Below are 19,495 nucleotides of genomic sequence, written 5' to 3' on the forward strand. Positions count from 1 at the left end.
CGTCCCAACCCCCCCCGGGGGGGCCCCCCCCGCCCCGCCAATGCGGTCAAAGACATGCGTGTGCCGTCAACGCGGGGCCTGTAGCCGCCCGCCGCCCGAAATGGCGGGGGGGGCGACGTATGCGTTAGGCGGTTCCTCGGCGTCGTCGCTCAGCAGGAACCCGCCGTACCGTCGAGGGCCGGGGGGCCTCACAGGCAGTTTCAATGCGAACAATCAGCAGACTTTTTGATTCCCATGACCAGGCGGCGCGAGCCGTCGAAGCACTTCAGGCGGCAGGGATCGCCCGCCACGAAATCAGTGTCATCGGACCCTACGATGACGAAATCGGCGCCGTCTTGCGCGGTCCAGGCACCGGTGCCGCCCTTGGCGCGGCGGCGGGTTTGTTGGCCGGCCTCGGCGCCTTTGATATCCCCGGCATCGATCCCCTCGGCGCGGGATGGCTGGCATCGGCCTTCGTCGGTGCAGCCTTGGGCTGCGTTGCCGGCAGACTTTTCGACACATTGTCCGGTACCGGCAAGCAGCTAGGCCAGCCGGATGCCGCACAAGGTGTGATCCTGGTGCTGGCGCATGTCGATGAAAGGCAGGCCGACACCGCACAGGCGGTGCTTGGGGCTTCCGTTCAGGCGACGCGGTCTTTGGCCAGGGCGGCATGAAGATTCAGCTCGGGCAAAGCGCTTGACCAGGCCGCGCAGCGGGGCGGCGATCCAAGCGCGAATTCAAAAATCTCTGGCAAGCCGCCGCCAGAAAGTGTTGAACACCGTGCCGATCACATTCGGCGAGCGGTTGCGCTCGGCGAGGCTTGATGATTTGCTGTCGGTTTGCGGAGAACGAATAATGCATGAGCCTGTCGGTCAAGACGAATATGGGTCGACCAGCCCGTTCGATCCGGACGATCTGTCGAGGTTGAACGCAATCGGCCCGAGCGCCGGCAGCAACGATTTCGAAAAATACGCAGTCGCCGTGATCATCGTGTTCGGCGCCCTGATCATCGGTGGCCTGATGGCTGCCGGCTTGAGCTTCGGGCGCCGCAGCACCTTCTTTTTCGCGCTTGGTGGCGCCACCGCGGCATGGATATCCGGCAATGCACTTCTGCTCGACCGGCCGCGCATCTACGCCCTGTTCGTCGGCATCGCGGCGCTGATGCTGATAGCGTCGACGATCGCGCTGGTCACCTGAAGCAAGGCGCAATCTTCTTGTTGACCATGATCTTATCCGAAAACCGGTTCCCACTTTTTGGGGTTTAATACCCGATAGCCTTGCCGGCTGCGGCGCGGCTGTCGATGGCGCCATTGTAGCGGGCGCCGCCACCCTTCTCGATTTCCGCCAGGCTCTTGCCGCCGACCAGGATGCCGGCCGCCTGGCCCCAGGTCGTGTCGGCAAGATCGAGGCGGTAGCCCATGCCGGTAAGCAGCTTTTCGGTATCGGGCGACAGGCCGAAGGGTTCGATATAGACCGTGTCAGGCAGCCACTGGTGATGGATGCGCGGTGCGTCGATGGCCTCCTGGATGTTCATGCCGTGATCGACGACGTTGACGATCGCCTCCAGCGTGATGGTGATGATGCGTGAACCGCCGGGGCTGCCGATGACCATGAACGGCTTGCCGTCTTTGGCGAGGATGGTGGGGCTCATCGACGACAGCGGCGTCTTTTTCGGCGCAATCGCATTCGCCTCGCCCTGGACGAGGCCATAGAGATTGGGCACGCCGGGTTTCTGGGTGAAATCGTCCATCTCGTTGTTGAGCAGGATGCCGGTGCCGGCGGCGACAACGCCGGCGCCGAAAGAGCCGTTCAGCGTGTAGGTTACCGCGACGGCATTGCCGTCATTGTCGATGATCGAAAAATGCGTCGTCTCGTTGCTCTCGCCAAAGCCCTTCGGCATCAATTCCTGCGAGACGCCGGCCCGGAACGGATCGATCTTTTCGCGAATTTCCCTGGCGTAATTCTTGTCGAGCAGTTTTGCGACCGGATTGTCGATGAAGCCGGGATCGCCGAGCGCCGAATTGCGGTCGACATAGGCGTGGCGCATCGCCTCGACCATGACGTGAACCGTCTCGGCCGAACCGGCGCCGAGATAGGACAACGGATAGAACTCAAGCACGTTGAGGATCTCGCAGATGATGACGCCGCCGGAGCTCGGCGGCGGCGAGGAAATGATCTCGTAGCCGCGGTAATTGCAGGTCGCCGGCTTGAGCTCGCGCACCGCATAGTTTTCGAAATCAGCCCTGGCCAGAATGCCGCCCTTCTCGCCACTCGCCTTGACGATGGCGTCGGCGGTCGCGCCTTTGTAGAAGGCATCCGCCCCGCGTTCGGAAATGGCGGCAAGCGAAGCCGCGAGATCGGGCTGAACAAGGCGCTCGCCGACAGCATAAGGCTTGCCGTCCGGCTTGAGGAAAATGGCCGCCGCCGCTGGGTCCCTGGCCAACCGCTCCGCGCCGCCCTGGAGCGAGGCCGCATCGCCCTGCTCCAGCACGAAGCCTTCTTTGGCAAAGCGGATGGCCGGCGCCAGCAAGTCCTGCCGCGACAGCGTGCCGTATTTCTCCCGCGCCATTTCGAAACCAGCGACCGAGCCCGGCACGCCGACCGCCAGATAGCCGTCGAGACTGGCGCCTTTTACCGGCTTGCCGTCCTTGTCGAGATACATGGTTTTGGTCGCGGCCAGCGGCGCGCGCTCGCGAAAATCGAGGAAGGTCGAGCGGCCGTCCTTGAAGCGGATGGTCATGAAGCCGCCACCGCCGATATTGCCGGCGGTCGGATAGACCACGGCCAGCGCATAGCCGACGGCGACGGCGGCATCGACCGCGTTGCCGCCCTGCTTCAGCACCTCGACGCCGACCTCAGACGCAAGGTGCTGGGCGGTCACCACCATGCCGTGCTCGCCCTTCGCCGGCTGCGGCGAGGCGGCATAGGCGAGGAAGGGTACGAAGGTCAGGGTGAGGGAAAGGCTTACGGCGATTAGGGTTCGGCGGGTGTTGTGCATGGCCGTACTCCGAGGCGTGGGGTAGGCCTAGGAAACGCGCTTGGAGCGGTTGAGTCTACTGCGAAGATCGAAAGAATCGGGAGGGTTCGCACGCCTGTGCCGGTTCGCCTCGCAACCGCCGTTGCAATCTTCGGCGACTGCAACGGCATGGATCCTAGGGTCTCCGCTACGTCGCTTCGCTCCTGCTCCGCCCTAGGATGACGAAGGGAGGGAGGGATCGGCTAATCCCGAAAGTTTGCGATTTGCCAGCAGCCGCCAGCCTGCAACGTTTGCCATTGCCATCAGCCGCCAATCCCCAACATCTGCGATTAGCTGTAGGCCCTCACGCCTTCGTCATCCTAGGGCGGAGCAGGAGCGAAGCGACGTCGCGGAGACCCTAGGATCCATGCCGTTACTTCTGAGCGCCGCAGCGTTGGAAACAAGGCCACGCTTCATCGCGGCTCCCAGAATTTTCACGTTACAGCAATTTTGTTCTTGCTTTGTGCCGGCAGCTATGCTACTAATTTGAGTGTGGTGCTAATTGGCTCCAACGACCCGCCCTTCGTGGCGGGTTTTTCATTTTCACCCCCAACATCAAACAATCCCGCCGCCGACGCTCGCCACCGCCGGCCGTTCGGCTGCGACCTTCGCTCGGTAGCCGGCGGCGCGGTAGGCGGCGACCGGATCGATGGCGCCGCCGGTCTTCAGCCGCGCCATGGCAAGGATCGGCTCGACGTCGGTGCGATAGGCTATCTTCAGCGTCTGCGTCGCCATCAGCGCGTCATTGGCGTCCTGGAAACCTTCGAGCGCCTTGCGGTCGACCAGCAGCGCCTGAGCATAGGCGCGCTGCACCTCAATTGCCGACAGCATCAGGCTTTCGATCGGGTCGGTGACGTTGTGGCTCTGGTCGAGCATGTGAGCCGGATCGAACCCTTCTGCACCTGAAAGCTCGGCATCGACCAGTTCATTGAAGACGAGGAACAGCCGGTAGGGATCGATCGAGCCGGCGTCGAGATCGTCGTCGCCGTATTTCGAATCGTTGAAATGGAAGCCGCCAAGTTTCTTGAACTGGATCAGTCGCGACACGATCATCTCGATGTTGACGTTGGGGGCGTGATGGCCAAGGTCGACCAGACAGAACGCCTTGTCGCCAAGCTCTTTGGCGATGATGTAGTTGGTGCCCCAATCCTGCACGACGGTCGAATAGAAGGCCGGCTCGTACATCTTGTGCTCGGTGAACAGTTTCCAGCCGTCCGGCAGTCCGGCATAGATCTCCTTCATCGCGTCGAGATAGCGCTCGAATGCCTTGGCGAAATTGACCTGGCCGGGAAAGTTCGAGCCGTCACCGATCCATACCGTCAGCGCTTTGGAGCCCAGCGTCCTGCCGATCTCGATGCATTCGAGATTGTGCTCGACCGCCTGCCGGCGTGTTGCTGCATCGGCATGCGACAGCGAGCCGAATTTATAGGAAAGTTTTTGGTCCCTGGCGTCGGAGAAGGTGTTGGAGTTGATGGCGTCGAAGCCGAGGCCGAAGCGGGATGCCGCCTGCTTCAGCCGGTTCGGATCGGCCTTGTCCCAGGGAATATGCAGCGAGACGGTCGGCGTCGCCTGCGTCAATTGCCGGATGACGGCGCAGTCCTCGATCTTGTCGAAAATGTCACGCGGCTCTCCGGCGCCGGGAAAGCGGGCAAAGCGGGTGCCGCCGGTGCCGACGCCCCAGGACGGGATGGCGACGGCGAATTTCTCGACCTTGTCGCGGATGGCGTCGATGGCGATGCCGCGGCGGTCGAGGCGCTCGCCGAGAGACTCGTAGTCGCGCTTGAGATTGGCGTTGCGCGCGGCATTGTCTTTCTCGACAACATCGGCGGAGATGATGGTTTCGGACACTAAAGTTTCCTCCCAAATGCGTTCGGTTGGCGCTGCCCCTCATCCGCCTGCCGGCACCTTCTCCCCGTATGGTGACGGGGAGAAGGGTAAAGCTCCGGCGTCGGCGCCAACCCTCAAACGACTGCTTATCGCGTAAAGCTCTGTGCGTTACCGGCGTCGACGTTGATGATGTTGCCGGTCGATTTGGCCGACATATCGGAGGCGAAGAAATAGATCGCCTCGGCGATGTCTTCGGGGAACACCGACCGCTTCAGCATCGAACGCGAGCGGTAGTGCTCCTCGAGATCGTCGGTCGACATCTTGTAGGCGGCGGCGCGCTGTTCCTTCCATTCGCCGGTCCAGATCTTCGAGCCGCGCAGCACAGCGTCGGGGTTGACGACATTGACCCTGATCTGCGCTTCCGCGCCTTCCAGCGCCAGGCAGCGTGCCAGATGGATTTCGGCGGCCTTGGCAGTGCAATAGGCGGCGGCGTTTGGCGATGCGGCAAGCCCATTCTTGGAGGCGACGAAGACGACGTTGCCGCCGATCTTCTGCGCCCGAAACAGCCGGAACGCCTCCCGCGAAACCAGGAAATAGCCGGTCGACAGGATGTCCATGTTCTTGTTCCACAGCGTCAGCGTGGTGTCCTCGATCGGCGCCGAGGAGGCCAGGCCGGCATTGGAGACCAGAATATCGATGCCGCCGAATTCGACCGCCGTTTCGGCAAAGCCGGAGATCACCTGATCCTCGGACGTGACGTTGATGACTACGGGCCGCACGAAATCCTTGCCATAGGCCTTGGCAAGCTCGTCATTGGCGCTGGCAAGGGCTGCTTCGTCGATATCGGCCAGCACGACGCACGCGCCCTCGCGCAGCAGCCGGTTGGCGGTGGCCCGGCCGATGCCGCCGGCGCCGCCGGTGACCAGCGCAATCTGGCCGGCAAGAGCCTTTGGTTTCGGCAGGCGCTGCAGCTTTGCCTCTTCGAGCAGCCAGTATTCGATGTCGAAGGCTTCCTGGTCGGGCAGGCCGACATAGGTCGAGACCGTCGAGGCGCCGCGCATGACGTTGATGGCGTTGACGTAGAATTCGCCCGAAATGCGCGCCGTCGCCTTGTCGCCGGCGAAGGTGAACATGCCGACGCCCGGCATCAGATAGACCACCGCGTTAGGGTCGCGCACCGGAGGCGAGTCAGCGTGCTTGCAGCGGTCATAATAGGCCTGATAGCCGACGCGATACTCCGCCACATCATCGGCAAGACGGGCAATGACGGCATCGACGTCGGGATTTTGGGGGTCGAACTCGATGACCAGCGGCCGGATCTTGGTGCGCAGGAAGTGGTCCGGGCAGGACGTGCCGAGTGCCGCCAGCGGCCGCAAATCCCTGGAATTGACGAATTCGAGCACGGCAGGGGAATCGTCGAAATGGCCGAGCTTGTGGCTGTTCTCCGAGATCAGGCCACGGATCCTCGGCATCAGTTTTGCGGCCACGGCGCGACGCGCAGGCGCATCGAGGGATTTGACGACTTCGCCGCCGAAAATCGGCTTGCCATGGCTCTTGCGCTCGAACCAGTCGATCGCCTGGTTGATCACCGAGATCGTCGTCTCGTAGCATTCCTTCGGCGTGTCGCCCCAGCTGAACAGGCCATGACTGGCCAGTACGACACCCTTGGCTTCGGGGTTTTCGCGGCAGAATTTCTCCAGCCATAGGCCGAGCTCGAAGCCCGGACGTTTCCATGGCAGCCAGCCGATCGTGTCGCCGAAGATTTCCTTGGTCAGCGCCTGCGAATCCTTGGCGGCGGCAATGGCGATGATGGCATCGGGATGCATATGGTCGACATAGGGCTTCGGCACGAAGGCATGCAGCGGCGTGTCGATGGAAGCCGCGCGCGGGTTGAGGTTGAAGGTGCAATGGGGCAGATAGCCGACCATCTCGTCTTCATGTTCGAGGCCGCGATAGAGACCTTTCAGCGCGCGCAATTTGTCCATGTAGAGCGTGGCGAAGCCGTCGAGCTTGATCGAGGCGCTGTCGCCGCCCGAGCCCTTGACCCACAGCACTTCCACGCTCTCGCCGGTGAGCGGATCGTTTTGCCAGATCTTGGAGGAGGTGTTGCCGCCGCCATAGTTGGTGACGCGCTTGTCGGAGCCAAGAACATTCGAGCGATAGACCAGACGTTCGGGCTCGCTCATTGCTTGCGCTTTTGCGTCATCCCAAAGATTGGCGAGGCGCGTGCCGGAGCGCTTGTCGAGCATAGGTATCCTCCCTTTGGGACACGCAAACGGCGCGGGTCCCTTTTGTGCGAATTTCTACGCAAGCGGCGGTCTTGTCAATCACAAACGATCAACATCAATCATATTGCATTGCACAATGAAATTATCTGATCGGAAATGATTGACACTGCGCGCTTTGGGTGCCTAGATGCTCCGGCAGGGAGGAACCATGCACGAGAAAGAGCGCCACAGGATCATTCTGTCCGCCGTCCAGGAAAAGCCTGTGGTGACGGTGCAGGAGATGGTCGACCTGACGGAGTCGTCGGAGGCGACGATCCGGCGCGACATCGCGGCATTGCATGTGCAAAAACGGCTGCGCCGGGTGCGCGGCGGCGCCGAGGCGCTTTCGCCGCCGCAGTTCATCGGCCTTGCCGGCCGGCCCTTTTCCGTCAACGAGACCATCAACGCTTCGCAGAAGCGGGCAATCGCGCGGGAAGCCGTGGATCTGTGCAAGGACGGCGAGCCGATCATCATCAATGGCGGCACCACCACCTTCCAGATGGTGCATTTCCTGACCGGCCGCCGCATGCCGATCTTCACCAATTCCTTCCCGATCGCGGAGCACCTGCTCAGGCACTCCAAGAACACGGTGATGCTGTCGGGCGGCACCATCTACCGCGAGCAGAACATCATCCTGTCGCCGTTCGACAATGACGTGACGCGCAATTTCTACGCGCGCCGCATGTTCATGGGCGCGCAAGGGCTGGGGCCGCTCGGTCTTATGGAAGGCGACCCGCTGCTGATCCAGGCCGAGCAGAAACTGATCGACCAGGCAGACGAATTGGTGGTGCTGGTCGATTCCTCGAAGTTCCGCAAACGCTCGAGCCTGATCCTGTGCGGCCTGTCGCGCATCGCCACGGTGATCACCGACGACGGCATCGAGGACCGCGAAGCCAAGATGCTGGAGACCGCCGGCGTGACGCTGATCATCGCCCGCACAACGGCAACCAACAAGGAAGAATCTTCGCTGCAGGCCTGAGAACCACTCACGCCCGCAGCGGTGATGGAATGCAACGCTCAAGGGAGGATATTCGATGAGCTTTCTGAAGAAATTGATGGTTACGGCGGCGTTCTCCGCCGCCATGTTCGTGAATGCCGCCTACGCCGAAAACGTCAAGATCGCGCTGGTGGTGAAGTCGCTCGGCAACGGCTTCTTCGACGCCGCCAACAAGGGCGCCGAAGAGGCGGCCAAGGAGCTCGGCGATGTCGACATCATCTACACCGGCCCGACCAAGGCGACCGCCGAAGCGCAGATCGAAGTGGTCAATTCGCTGATCGCCCAGAAGGTCAATGCCATCGCCATTTCGGCGAACGACGCCGACGCGCTGGTGCCAGTGCTGAAGAAGGCGATGCAGCGCGGCATTACCGTCATCTCGTGGGATTCAGGCGTCGCGCCGGAAGGACGCCAGCTTCACCTCAACCCCTCCGATACCAACCTGATCGGTGAGACCATCATCAAGCTGGCCGCCGACTACCTGCCGGAAGGCGGCGATGTCGCCATCCTGTCGGCTTCTTCGACCGCGACCAACCAGAATGCCTGGATCGACGCGGCCAAGAAGGTGCTGCCGGAGAAGTTCCCCAAGATCAAGCTCGTCGCCACCGTCTATGGCGACGACGACTCGGCCAAGAGCACGGACGAAGCCAAGGGCCTGCTGAAGTCCTATCCGAACCTCAAGGCGATCATCGCACCGACCACGGTCGGCGTCGTTGCCGCCGCGCAGGTGGTGACCGATGAAGGCCTGATCGGCAAGGTCAACGTCACCGGCCTGGCGCTGCCGTCGGAGTTCAAGAAGTTCATCGACAATGGCGCCAGCCAGGCGGTTGCGCTGTGGAACCCGATCGATCTCGGCTACTCCGCCGTCTACCTCGCCCACGACCTGGCGGTGAAGAAGGAAGAGGCCAAGCCCGGTGCTACGCTGTCGATCGGCCGCGTCGGCAAGGTCACGCTCGACGACACCAACTCGGCTGCGATGGCTCCGCCATTCCAGTTCGACAAGTCGAACATCGAAAAGTTCTCCAAGATCTATTGATCCTGGAACCTTCGAAACGGTGCGGCGGGGCTCAGGTTCCGCCGCGCTTTCAAACGAACCTTGCTACAGGGCTTGATACGATTATGGACACGACAGCCCAGCACGAAGTGGCAAATGAAGCGCCTTTGTCATCCGGACCGCGCCTGACGCTGTCCGGCATCTCGAAAAGCTTTCCCGGCGTGCGGGCGCTGCACAATGTCGGCCTGTCGCTCTATCCCGGCCAGGTAACCGCGCTGATCGGCGAAAACGGTGCCGGCAAGTCGACGCTGGTCAAGATCATGACCGGCATCTACCAGCCGGATGCTGGCACGATCAGCATCGACGGCCAGCCGGTCACACTGCCCAGCGCCCACGCCGCGTTCGGGCACGGCATCACCGCCATCCACCAGGAAACCGTGCTGTTCGACGACCTGACGGTGGCCGAAAACATCTTCCTCGGCCATGCGCCGCGCACGCGTTTCAAAACCATCGACTGGCGCACCATGCGCAAGAATGCCCGCGAGGTGCTCGACACGATGGGCGCCGGCCATATCGACGCCGACGCCAGGCTGAAGGATCTCGGCATTGCCAACAAGCACCTAGTCGCGGTTGCCCGCGCCATGTCCATCGACGCGCGGATCGTCATCATGGACGAGCCGACGGCAGCGCTTTCGATGAAGGAGATCGAAGAGCTTTTCCTGCTGATCGAATTCCTCAAGAGCGACGGCAAGGCGATCCTGTTCATCAGCCACAAATTCGATGAGATCTACCGCATCGCCGACCGCTATACCGTGTTCCGCGACGGCGAGATGGTCGGCGAAGGCCTGATCAAGGACGCCGGCCAGAGCCAGATCGTGCGCATGATGGTCGGCCGCTCGGTCGATCACATCTTTCCGCAGCGCAAGGCCGAGATCGGCGCGCCGGTGCTGGCCGTCTCCGGCCTGTCGCACCCGACCGAGTTCGACGACATAGGCTTCGAGCTGCACAGGGGCGAAATCCTCGGCTTCTACGGCCTTGTCGGCGCCGGGCGCAGCGAGGTGATGCAGGCGATATCAGGCATCACCCGCACCAGCGGCGGCACGATCACGCTGGAGGGTAAGGCAATCGCGCCGAAATCGGCGGCGGATTCGATCGACGCCGGCATCGTCTATGTGCCGGAGGAGCGCGGCAAGCAAGGCGTGGTGATCGGCCTGCCGATCTTCCAGAATGTCTCGCTGCCCTCGCTCAAACGGACATCCAAATCCGGCATATTGCGGCTGGCCGAAGAGTTCGCGCTGGCCCGCTCCTACACCGAGCGGCTCGATCTGCGCGCCTCCTCGCTCAGCCAGGACGTCGGCACGCTGTCGGGCGGCAACCAGCAGAAGATCGTCATCGCCAAATGGCTGGCGACCGCGCCCAAGGTGATCATCCTGGACGAGCCGACCAAGGGCATCGACATCGGCTCGAAGGCCGCCGTGCACGGCTTCATGGCCGAGCTCGTCGCGCAAGGCCTGTCGGTGATCATGGTGTCGTCCGAATTGCCGGAAATCCTCGGCATGTCGGACCGCGTCGTCGTTATGCGCGAGGGCCGCATTGCCGCGGTCTACGACAATAAAGGGCTCGACGCCGAAACCTTGGTCAGGACGGCAGCGGGGATCGCGGCATGAAGGCTCTTCTCAAATACCGCGAGGTCTGGCTGCTGGCGGCAATCGTCGTGCTGATCGGGCTGATCTCCACGCGGTTTCCAGGTTTTGCCGATCCGGCCAACCTGCGCCAGGTGTTCAACGACACGTCGATCCTGATGATCCTGGCGCTCGGCCAGATGGTCGTCATCCTGACCCGCTCGATCGACCTGTCGATGGCTTCAAATCTCTGCTTCACCGGCATGGTGGTGGCAATGCTGAACGCCGCGCATCCGGCGATCCCGATCCCGCTGCTGATCGTCATCGCACTTCTGGTCGGCCTGGTGCTCGGCGCCATCAACGGCCTGCTGGTATGGCGGCTGAACATTCCCTCGATCGTGGTAACGCTCGGCACCCTCACCATCTACCGCGGCGCCACGTTCGTCATTTCAGGCGGCGCCTGGGTCAACGCCGACCAGATGAGCGCTGATTTCATCGGGTTGCAGCGCGCGGCTTTCCTCGGCATTCCGGTACTGTCGTGGATCGCCGTGCTGGTTATTGCGCTGTTCTTCCTCGTGATGACGCGCACCGCGCTCGGCCGCTCGATCTATGCCATCGGCGTCAACCCGACCGCATCGGTCTATGCCGGCATCGATGTCGGCCGGACGAAATTCACCGTCTTCTGCATTTCGGGGATGATCGGCGGCCTCTGCGGCTATCTCTGGATTTCGCGCTACGTCATCGCCTCGGTCGAGGTCGCGAATGGCTATGAGCTCAATATCATCGCCGCCTGCGTCATCGGCGGCATTTCGATTGCCGGCGGCATCGGTTCGGTCGGCGGCGCGGTGCTCGGCGCGCTGTTCCTCGGCATCATCTCCAACGCGCTGCCGGTGATCAACATCTCACCCTTCTGGCAGATGGCGATTTCAGGCAGCGCCATCATCCTGGCCGTGGTGCTCAACGCGCGCGGCGAACGCCGGCAAGGCCGCATCATCCTCAAGAAGGCGGAAGCGGCATGACCGACACCCCTGCCCCACGCCATATTCCCGACCGGCTCGACAAGCCGCTGACGTCGGCGATCTTCTCATGGGAGGCGCTGCTGGTCGTCGTTGCGGTTGCCATCTTTGCCGTCAACAGCTTTGCCTCGCCCTACTTCCTCGACGCGTGGTCGTTGTCGGACCTAACCTTCAACTTCACGGAAAAGGCGCTGATCGCGCTGGCCATGGCGCTGCTGATCATCTCCGGTGAAATCGACCTGTCGGTGGCCGCCATCATCGCGCTGGCGTCAACAATGATGGGCATGGCGGTGCAGGCCGGCGCCGGCATGCCTGAACTGGTGGCAATCGGCCTCGTCGTCGGGCTCGGCTGCGGCGCCTTCAACGGACTGCTCGTCACCAGGCTCGGCTTGCCGTCGATCGTCGTCACCATCGGTACGATGAGCCTGTTTCGCGGCATCGCCTTCATCATCCTCGGCGACCAGGCCTACAAGGGCTATCCCGCGAGCTTCGCCTTCTTCGGCCAGGGCTATGTCTGGTGGGTGGTGTCGTTCGAACTGACGCTTTTCCTGATCGCGGCAGTCGTCTACTGGTTCCTTCTGCACCGGACGAGCTTCGGCCGCCGGGTCTTTGCCATCGGTAACAACCCGGTCGCGGCGCAGTTTTCCGGCGTACGCGTCGGCCGTATCAAATTCATCCTGTTTTGCCTGACCGGCCTGATGGCGGGAATCGCCTCGGTGCTGATCACATCGCGGCTCGGCTCGACCCGGCCGTCCATCGCACAGGGCTACGAGCTGGAAGTCATCACCATGGTGGTGCTCGGCGGCGTCAGCATCCTGGGCGGCGCCGGCAGCATTCTGGGTGTGGTGCTGGCCGCCTTCATCATGGGACTGGTGACCTTCGGCCTCGGCCTGCTCAACGTGCCGGGGATCGTTATGTCGATCTTCATCGGCCTGCTGCTGATCATCGTCATCGCGCTGCCGATCCTGTGGCGGCGAGTACGGCGGGAGCGCTTTGCCTGATGCCGGAGAAATACGCATTCAAGATGAAGCTCAATCCGGGCATGAAGGCCGAATACAAGAGGCGCCACGACGACATCTGGCCGTCGCTGGTCGCGCTGCTCAAGCAGGCCGGTATCTCCGATTACTCGATCCATCTCGACGAAGAGACCAACACCTTGTTCGGCGTGCTGTGGCGCCGTGACGACCATGGCATGGACGAATTGCCGAAGCATCCGGTGATGCAGCGCTGGTGGGCCGAGATGGCGGACATCATGGAGACCAAGCCGAACAACGAGCCGGTGGCGGTGCCGCTGGAAACAATGTTCCATATGGAATGACCCGTCACGTCGCCGTCATCGATATCGGCAAGACCAACGCCAAGGTGGCGCTGGTCGATCTTGCCGCAGCAAGCGAAGTCGCGCTGCGGCGCGTGGCCAACGCGCCCGTTCGACAAGGGCCGTACCCGCATCATGACGTCGAGCTTCTGTGGTCGTTCATCCTCGGCAGCCTGGCCGAGATCGATCGAGAGCATTCCGTCGACGCGATATCGATCACCACCCATGGCGCGACGGGAGTGCTGGTCGATGCATCAGGCGAACTGGCGCTGCCGGTGCTCGATTACGAATTCGACGGGCCGGATGCCCTTGCCGGGGACTATGACACGATCCGTCCGGCATTCTTCGAGACCGGCACGCCGCGCCTGCCGGCCGGCCTCAATCTCGGCGCGCAGCTGTTCTGGCAGCAGAAGCGCTTTCCGGCGGATTTCGCCAGAACCGCCGCGATCCTGATGTATCCGCAATACTGGGCCTTGCGCCTGACCGGCGTCGCCGCCGGCGAGGTGACTTCGCTCGGCTGCCACACCGATCTGTGGAACCCGTGGAAAGCGGATTTTTCGTCGCTGGTCGACCGGCTGGGATGGCGCCGGCTAATGGCGCCGGTGCGGCAGGCCAAGGACCGCCTGGGGCCGATCCTGCCCGCCCTTGCCCGACAAACCGGCCTCGACCCGCAAACGCCGGTGTTTTGCGGCCTGCACGATTCCAACGCCTCGCTGCTGCCGCATCTCCTGTCCGACAAGCCGCCTTTCTCCGTCGTCTCGACGGGCACCTGGGTGGTGTCGATGGCGATTGGCGGCAACAAGGTCGCGCTCGACCCGGCACGCGACACGCTTGTCAATGTCAACGCGCTCGGCGATCCCGTGCCCTCGGCGCGCTTCATGGGTGGCCGCGAGTTTTCCGTGCTGACCGAGGGCCAATCGGAGAACTGGACGGAAGACGATGTTGCCACGGTGCTAGCGCGCAAGACGTCCCTATTGCCCTCGACCCAACAGGGTTCGGGGCCGTTTCCGCATCATACCGCATCATGGCTTAACGCGGACGGTATGAGCGTCGGCCAGCGCTTTGTCGCCATCTCGTTCTACCTGGCGCTGATGACCGCGACCTGCCTCGACCTGATCGGCGCGGACGGTCCCACCATCGTCGAAGGACCCTTCGCCCGCAACCGGCTGTTCACCCGCATGCTGGCTGCGGCGGCGGCGCGCGCCGTCATTGCCTCCGGGGCTGCGACAGGCACCAGCATCGGCGCCGCCTTGCTGGCGTCGGACCAGGGGACACCGCAAGGCAGAGGCGAAAGGACCGAACCGTCGGCCGATCCGAGTTGGGCGAACTACGCGCGCTCGTGGCGTGCGGCGGTCGACGAACGAGCCTGACCGCCGAGCTCATGGCGCCCTGATGTCTGGAGATGCCTAGTTCCTGTAGACCAGCCCTTGCGGATCGATCTCCGGCTTGCGGCCGGCAACTATGTCGGCAAGGAATTTTCCCGAACCGCAGGCCATGGTCCAGCCGAGATGGCCGTGGCCGGTGTCGAGGTAGAGATTGTCGTACCGCGCCCGTCCGATGACCGGCACGGAGTTCGGCATCATCGGGCGAAGTCCAGCCCAGAGCTCAGCCTTGCTCTCGTCGAAAGCGCCGGGGAACAGGTCCTTGCCGGTGTTCAGGATCGAGTTGAAATCGCGTGGCTTGAACGTGCGGTCGAACCCGGTGAACTCCGCCGTCGAGGACATCCGCAGCCGATTTCCCAGCCTGGAATAGCCGATCAGCCGGTCCTCGTCGGCGCCGCCCATGATCGGCCCCTTGCTTTCATCTTCCAGCGGAACAGTCACGGTGTAGCCCTTCACGGGATAGACGGGCAGGTCGATGCCGTAGCGGCGGCCGAGCAGACCGCTCTCAGGCCCCATGGAAATGACCACCGCGTCACCGGCCGCCGGGCCGGCCGAGGTCATCACGGCGCGCACCCGGTCGCCGTCGATGTCGAGGCCTTCGACCGTGGTGCCGTAGAGGAATTGGACGCCGAGTTTCTCGGCGGCATAGGCAGCGAGGCGCTGCGTGAATTGGCTGGAGTCGCCGGTCTGGTCGATCGGCGAATAGACGCCGCCGGCTATCTTGTCCTTGGCGCCGGCAAGGCCGGGTTCGAGCTCGACCAGCCGGTCGCGGCCGACGATCTCGATCGGCAGGCCGTGTTCGCCGAGATAACGATAATTGTCGGTGCCGGTATCAAAGCTCTGCTGCGAGCGGAAGAAATACAGAATGCCTTTCTTGCGCTCGTCATAGTGGATGCCGGTTTCGGCGGAGACGGCGTTGATGCAGTCGCGCGAATAGAGCGCCAGACGCAGCTTGACGTCGGTGTTGGCGCGCATGCGCTTATGCGTGCACTGGCGCAGGAAGCGCAGGCTCCAGGCGAAAAAATACGGATCGAAGCGCAGCCGCACCTTGATGCCGAGATCGTGGTTGTAGAGGCCGCGCAGGAACGTCTTCAGCGCGGCTGGCGAGGCCCAGGCGGTGGCATCCCCGGGCGACACAAGGCCGGCATTCGACCGGCTGGTGCCGCGTGCTGCCGCCGGATGGCGCTCGATCACCGTCACCTCATGGCCGTCGCTGGCCAGATAATAGGCCGCCGCCGTACCGACGACGCCGGCCCCAAGCACCAGGATTTTCATTCCGCCCCCAGCGCGCTGAACCAACCTTTGCGGAGAGCCCACTTCACCCCAGAGCCGAATTCTTGCTGGTCAGGATGCGCTCCCAGGCAAGCGCATCGGCAACGATCCGGTCGAGGTTGTCGCGCTGCGGGGTCCAGCCGAGCTCGCCGCGCGCCAGCTCCGAATTGGCGACGACCGCGGCGGCGTCGCCGGCGCGGCGATCGCCCATCCGTACCTCGAAATCATGGCCGAAGACGCGGCGGACGCTGTCGATGACCTCGAGCACCGAATAGCCGTGGCTGTAACCACAATTGGCGACCAGGCTCGATCCGCCGGCACGCAGCCGCTGAAGCGCCAGCCGATGCGCCGCCGCCAGGTCGCTGACGTGGATATAGTCGCGCATGCAGGTACCGTCCGGCGTCGGATAGTCGGTGCCGAACACCTGCATGAAGGGGCGCTTGCCGAGCGCCGTCTCGCAAGCGACCTTGATCAGATGCGTGGCACCGGGCGTCGACTGGCCGGTGCGGCCCTTCGGATCGGCGCCGGCGACGTTGAAATAGCGCAGCGCCGTATAGCGCAACCCATGGGCAATTGCCGCGTCGCGCAGCATCCATTCGCTCATCAGCTTGGACAGGCCATAGGGCGATTCCGGCGCAAGCCGGGCATCCTCGCGCACCGGCTCCAGGCCGGCGCCGCCATAGACGGCGGCGGTCGAGGAAAAGATGAAATTGGGCACGCCTTCGCGCACCGCGGTCTCGATCAAGGTGCGCGTCTTGCAGGTGTTGTTCTCGTAATAGGCAAGCGGGTCGGCGACCGATTCGGGGACCACGATCGAGCCGGCGAAATGGATGATCGCGTCGACCTTATTGTCGCGAATGATCGAGGCGACCAGTTCCCTGTCGGCGACGTCGCCGACGACGAGCTTTGCTTCCGGGGCCACCGCCCATTCAAAGCCGGTGGAAAGCCGGTCGAGGACGACGACGTTGTCGCCCGTGTCCAGCAATTCCCAGACCATATGGCTACCGATATAGCCGGCCCCGCCTGTCACCAAAACCGTCATCCGCATCCTCGCTATTCATGATTTGTCGGAACTGTCTCAAACGCCGCCTTACTGGAAAACCTGCCGCCAGGCCATTAGAACCTGCGGTAACCGGTCTCATCGGCGCGTGGCATTGTCGTGAAACAAGATTGATCCACATCAAGGGAATAGGCCACGTTCCGTGGTCGTTAGGAACAGGCTCGGGGCGTGGCATTTTGACCAAAAAGGCCAGGTGGACGACGAATGGGCCAATGACTATGATCCCGCGCAAAACTGGGAAGGCGACATGAACTATCAGCGGTTTTTCGAGGAAGCGATCGACCAGCTCCATGCGGAGCGTCGCTACCGCGTCTTCGCCGACCTTGAGCGTATCGTCGGGAAATTCCCGCGCGCCATCTGGCGCGCCAATGGCCGCGCCGAGGAAATCACCGTCTGGTGCTCCAACGACTATCTCGGCATGGGCCAGCATCCCGACGTCATTGCCGCGTTCCAGAAGGCGGCAGGCAAGATGGGGTCGGGGGCCGGCGGCACCCGCAACATCTCCGGCACCAGCAACCCGCTGGTCGAGCTCGAACTGGAGCTGGCCGACCTGCACGACAAGGAAGCGGCACTGGTTTTCACCTCCGGCTTCGTTTCCAACGAGGCGTCGATCTCGACCATTGCAAAGCTGCTTCCCAATTGCCTGATCATCTCGGACGAGCTCAACCACGCTTCGATGATCGAGGGCGTGCGGCGCTCGGGCGCCGAGAAGAAGATCTTCCGCCATAACGACGTCGCGCATCTCGAAAGCCTGCTGCAGACGGCCGGCCGCGAGCGCGCCAAGCTGATTGTCTTCGAGAGCGTCTATTCGATGGACGGCGACATCGCGCCGATCAAGCAGATCGTCGATCTCGCCGAGCGTTACAACGCCATGACCTACATCGACGAGGTCCACGCCGTCGGCATGTACGGGCCGCGCGGCGGCGGCATCACCGAGCGCGAAGGGCTGGCCGACCGCATCGACATCATCGAGGGCACACTGGCCAAGGCGTTCGGCACGCTTGGCGGCTACATCGCCGGCAACACTGCGGTGATCGACGCGGTGCGCTCCTATGCGCCGGGCTTCATCTTCACCACGGCGTTGCCGCCGGCGATCGCTGCCGCGGCAACCACCTCGATCCGCCATCTCAAGCGCTCGCAGGCCGAGCGCGATGCGCAGCTGCGTCAGGCGACACGGACCAAGCAAGTGCTGGCCGCGGCCGGCCTGCCGGTGATGGAGTCGCCTACCCACATCGTGCCGCTTCTGGTCGGCGATCCCGAGCTCTGCAAGATGGCCACCGACCGCCTGCTCGGTGTGCACGGCATCTACATCCAGCCGATCAACTACCCGACAGTGCCGCGCGGCACCGAGCGGCTGCGCATCACGCCGACACCGTTCCATTCGGACGCGCTGATCGCGTCGCTGCAGGACGCACTGGTCGAGACATGGGACGCGTTGGGGATTCCGTACGGGTCCGCCGGCCGACCGTCGGTCGCCAAAAGCGATCGCGTCATTCCGCTGCTGGTGCCGAAGTCGGGCGGCTGAAGGTCGTTTAAAACTCTACGCCGAGAACCATTTGGTCGTCAGAGCGAAGTCGCTCAGACAGTCTTCATCCATTTCGCCAGCCTATTTGCCGCTTCCTCGAGCTGGTCGAGGCGGCGGTGGAAGCACAGCCTGAGGAAGGCTTCGCCGCCGGGGCCGAAGGCGGTGCCGGGCGCCAGGCCGACATTGGCGCGGTCGAGCATGTCGAAGGCGGCAGCGCGGGAATCGGTGATGCCGTCGACCGCAAAGAACAAATAGAATGCGCCCTGCGGCACTGTGAACCGCGCCCTGCCGGTGGTAGCGAGAATGCCGCAGACCAGGTCGCGCGCCGCCCTCGCCCGCTCCACCTGCTCGACGATGAAGGCGTCGCCTTCGTCGAGGGCGACGACGGCGCCGCGCTGCATGAACTGCGCAACGCCGGAAGTCGAATACTGGACCAGGTTCTCGAACACCTGCTGCAAGGCGGGATGGATCTTGATCCAGCCGATGCGCCAGCCGGTCATCGCCCAGTTCTTGGAAAAGGAATTGACGAACAGGATGCGATCCTCATCGGCCATGATGTCGATGAAGGACGGCGCGCGGCCATGGCCGTAATGAAACAGCGAGTAGATCTCGTCGGCGATGATCCACAGGCCCCTTTCGCGGGCGAGATCGAGGATCGCCTGCAGCGTCTCCTTGTCGGCGGTCCAGCCGGTCGGGTTGGACGGCGTGTTGACGAACAGCGCCTTGGTCCGTGGCGTGATCGCCGCTGCGATCTTGTCGACATCGCAAGACCAGCCATTGCCCGACTGATCGAGCGTGACCGCGACTGGAACGGCGCCCGCGATGCCGGCGGCGGCGGCGAAGTTCGGCCATGCCGGCGACAGGTAGACGAGTTCGTCGCCCTTGCCGGCCACCGCATCGATGGCCATCTGGATGGCATGCATGCCGGAGCCGGTGACGATGAATTCCTCGTTGGCGAAAGTCTTGCCGAAATGCCTGGTGTAGTAGCGGGCGAGCGCCTGCCTGAGTTCAGGAATGCCCCTCTGCCAGGTGTAGAAGGTTTCGCCGCCAGCCATCGCCTTGGCGGCGGCATCGGTGATGAAGGCAGGCGTCGGCAGGTCGCCCTCGCCGGCCCAGAGCGGGATCATGCCGTCGCGGCCGCGGCCGCGATTCATGACGGCGACAATGCCGCTTTCAGGCGCCGCCCGCGCTTCGGCGCGCAGAGTATCGATCAGGGTCATGGATGG

16 protein-coding genes are annotated in these 19,495 nt (G+C 63.3%); 10 read left to right on the plus strand and 6 right to left on the minus strand.

Going from position 1 to position 19,495, the window contains the following annotated elements; genetic code table 11:
• Positions 1 to 203: 203 nt before the first annotated feature.
• Positions 204 to 653, plus strand: a complete 450-nt coding sequence (locus tag NKJ73_RS31250) for a hypothetical protein (protein ID WP_352572214.1) — start codon at positions 204 to 206, stop codon at positions 651 to 653.
• Between the two features lie 181 nt (positions 654 to 834).
• Positions 835 to 1,176, plus strand: a complete 342-nt coding sequence (locus NKJ73_RS31255) for a hypothetical protein (protein ID WP_292663955.1) — start codon at positions 835 to 837, stop codon at positions 1,174 to 1,176.
• 64 nt (positions 1,177 to 1,240) lie between these two features.
• Here the strand turns inward: NKJ73_RS31255 and ggt are convergent, their stop codons facing one another.
• The 3 genes from ggt to NKJ73_RS31270 all read right to left on the minus strand — a co-directional run bounded on the left by ggt (position 1,241) and on the right by NKJ73_RS31270 (position 7,071).
• The gene (gene ggt / locus NKJ73_RS31260) at positions 1,241 to 2,977 is read right to left on the minus strand and encodes a gamma-glutamyltransferase (protein WP_023677383.1); all 1,737 of its coding nucleotides are present in this window, start codon (positions 2,975 to 2,977) and stop codon (positions 1,241 to 1,243) included.
• A 573-nt stretch (positions 2,978 to 3,550) separates the two neighbouring features.
• Positions 3,551 to 4,843 (minus strand): L-rhamnose catabolism isomerase, encoded by a 1,293-nt coding sequence (gene rhaI, locus NKJ73_RS31265; RefSeq protein ID WP_023677382.1) that lies wholly within the window; start codon positions 4,841 to 4,843, stop codon positions 3,551 to 3,553.
• A 125-nt stretch (positions 4,844 to 4,968) separates the two neighbouring features.
• On the minus strand, positions 4,969 to 7,071 hold the full coding sequence (locus NKJ73_RS31270; protein WP_023677381.1) for a bifunctional rhamnulose-1-phosphate aldolase/short-chain dehydrogenase: 2,103 nt from the start codon (positions 7,069 to 7,071) through the stop codon (positions 4,969 to 4,971).
• A gap of 187 nt (positions 7,072 to 7,258) precedes the next feature.
• On the opposite strand from NKJ73_RS31270, the gene NKJ73_RS31275 reads away from it, so the two are divergent.
• From NKJ73_RS31275 to NKJ73_RS31305, 7 genes are all read left to right on the plus strand, one after another.
• A complete protein-coding gene (locus tag NKJ73_RS31275; protein WP_352572215.1) occupies positions 7,259 to 8,068 on the plus strand; it encodes a DeoR/GlpR family DNA-binding transcription regulator in 810 nt (269 codons plus the stop codon).
• Between the two features lie 55 nt (positions 8,069 to 8,123).
• Positions 8,124 to 9,119, plus strand: coding sequence for a rhamnose ABC transporter substrate-binding protein (gene rhaS, locus NKJ73_RS31280; protein WP_352448664.1), 996 nt, complete (start codon positions 8,124 to 8,126; stop codon positions 9,117 to 9,119).
• Between the two features lie 83 nt (positions 9,120 to 9,202).
• Positions 9,203 to 10,744, plus strand: coding sequence for a sugar ABC transporter ATP-binding protein (locus NKJ73_RS31285; RefSeq protein WP_352541323.1), 1,542 nt, complete (start codon positions 9,203 to 9,205; stop codon positions 10,742 to 10,744).
• A complete protein-coding gene (locus NKJ73_RS31290) occupies positions 10,741 to 11,718 on the plus strand; it encodes an ABC transporter permease (RefSeq protein WP_352572216.1) in 978 nt (325 codons plus the stop codon). Before NKJ73_RS31285 ends, NKJ73_RS31290 begins: the two co-directional genes overlap by 4 nt.
• Positions 11,715 to 12,716, plus strand: a complete 1,002-nt coding sequence (locus tag NKJ73_RS31295; protein ID WP_352448661.1) for an ABC transporter permease — start codon at positions 11,715 to 11,717, stop codon at positions 12,714 to 12,716. Before NKJ73_RS31290 ends, NKJ73_RS31295 begins: the two co-directional genes overlap by 4 nt.
• Positions 12,716 to 13,033, plus strand: coding sequence for an L-rhamnose mutarotase (rhaM, locus tag NKJ73_RS31300; RefSeq protein ID WP_352448660.1), 318 nt, complete (start codon positions 12,716 to 12,718; stop codon positions 13,031 to 13,033). The genes NKJ73_RS31295 and rhaM overlap by 1 nt, the downstream gene beginning before the upstream one ends.
• On the plus strand, positions 13,030 to 14,400 hold the full coding sequence (locus NKJ73_RS31305) for an FGGY-family carbohydrate kinase (RefSeq protein ID WP_352572217.1): 1,371 nt from the start codon (positions 13,030 to 13,032) through the stop codon (positions 14,398 to 14,400). Before rhaM ends, NKJ73_RS31305 begins: the two co-directional genes overlap by 4 nt.
• Positions 14,401 to 14,436: 36 nt before the next feature.
• Here the strand turns inward: NKJ73_RS31305 and NKJ73_RS31310 are convergent, their stop codons facing one another.
• Positions 14,437 to 15,687 carry a D-amino acid dehydrogenase gene (locus tag NKJ73_RS31310; protein ID WP_352572218.1) on the minus strand — a complete coding sequence of 417 codons (1,251 nt, stop codon included), beginning with the start codon at positions 15,685 to 15,687 and terminating at the stop codon, positions 14,437 to 14,439.
• Between the two features lie 43 nt (positions 15,688 to 15,730).
• Positions 15,731 to 16,726, minus strand: a complete 996-nt coding sequence (gene galE, locus NKJ73_RS31315; protein WP_352572219.1) for a UDP-glucose 4-epimerase GalE — start codon at positions 16,724 to 16,726, stop codon at positions 15,731 to 15,733.
• 265 nt (positions 16,727 to 16,991) lie between these two features.
• Here galE and hemA point away from each other — a divergent pair, with 265 nt between their 5' ends.
• Positions 16,992 to 18,269, plus strand: coding sequence for a 5-aminolevulinate synthase (gene hemA, locus NKJ73_RS31320; RefSeq protein WP_023677371.1), 1,278 nt, complete (start codon positions 16,992 to 16,994; stop codon positions 18,267 to 18,269).
• Positions 18,270 to 18,322: 53 nt separating this feature from the next.
• Here hemA and NKJ73_RS31325 read toward each other — a convergent pair whose 3' ends face one another.
• Positions 18,323 to 19,489: a pyridoxal phosphate-dependent aminotransferase gene (locus NKJ73_RS31325; protein ID WP_352572220.1), complete on the minus strand. Its 1,167-nt coding sequence runs from the start codon at positions 19,487 to 19,489 to the stop codon at positions 18,323 to 18,325.
• Positions 19,490 to 19,495: the final 6 nt, after the last annotated feature.

The sequence above is a fragment of the Mesorhizobium sp. M0074 genome (assembly GCF_040322975.1).
Taxonomy (GTDB): Bacteria; Pseudomonadota; Alphaproteobacteria; order Rhizobiales; family Rhizobiaceae; genus Mesorhizobium.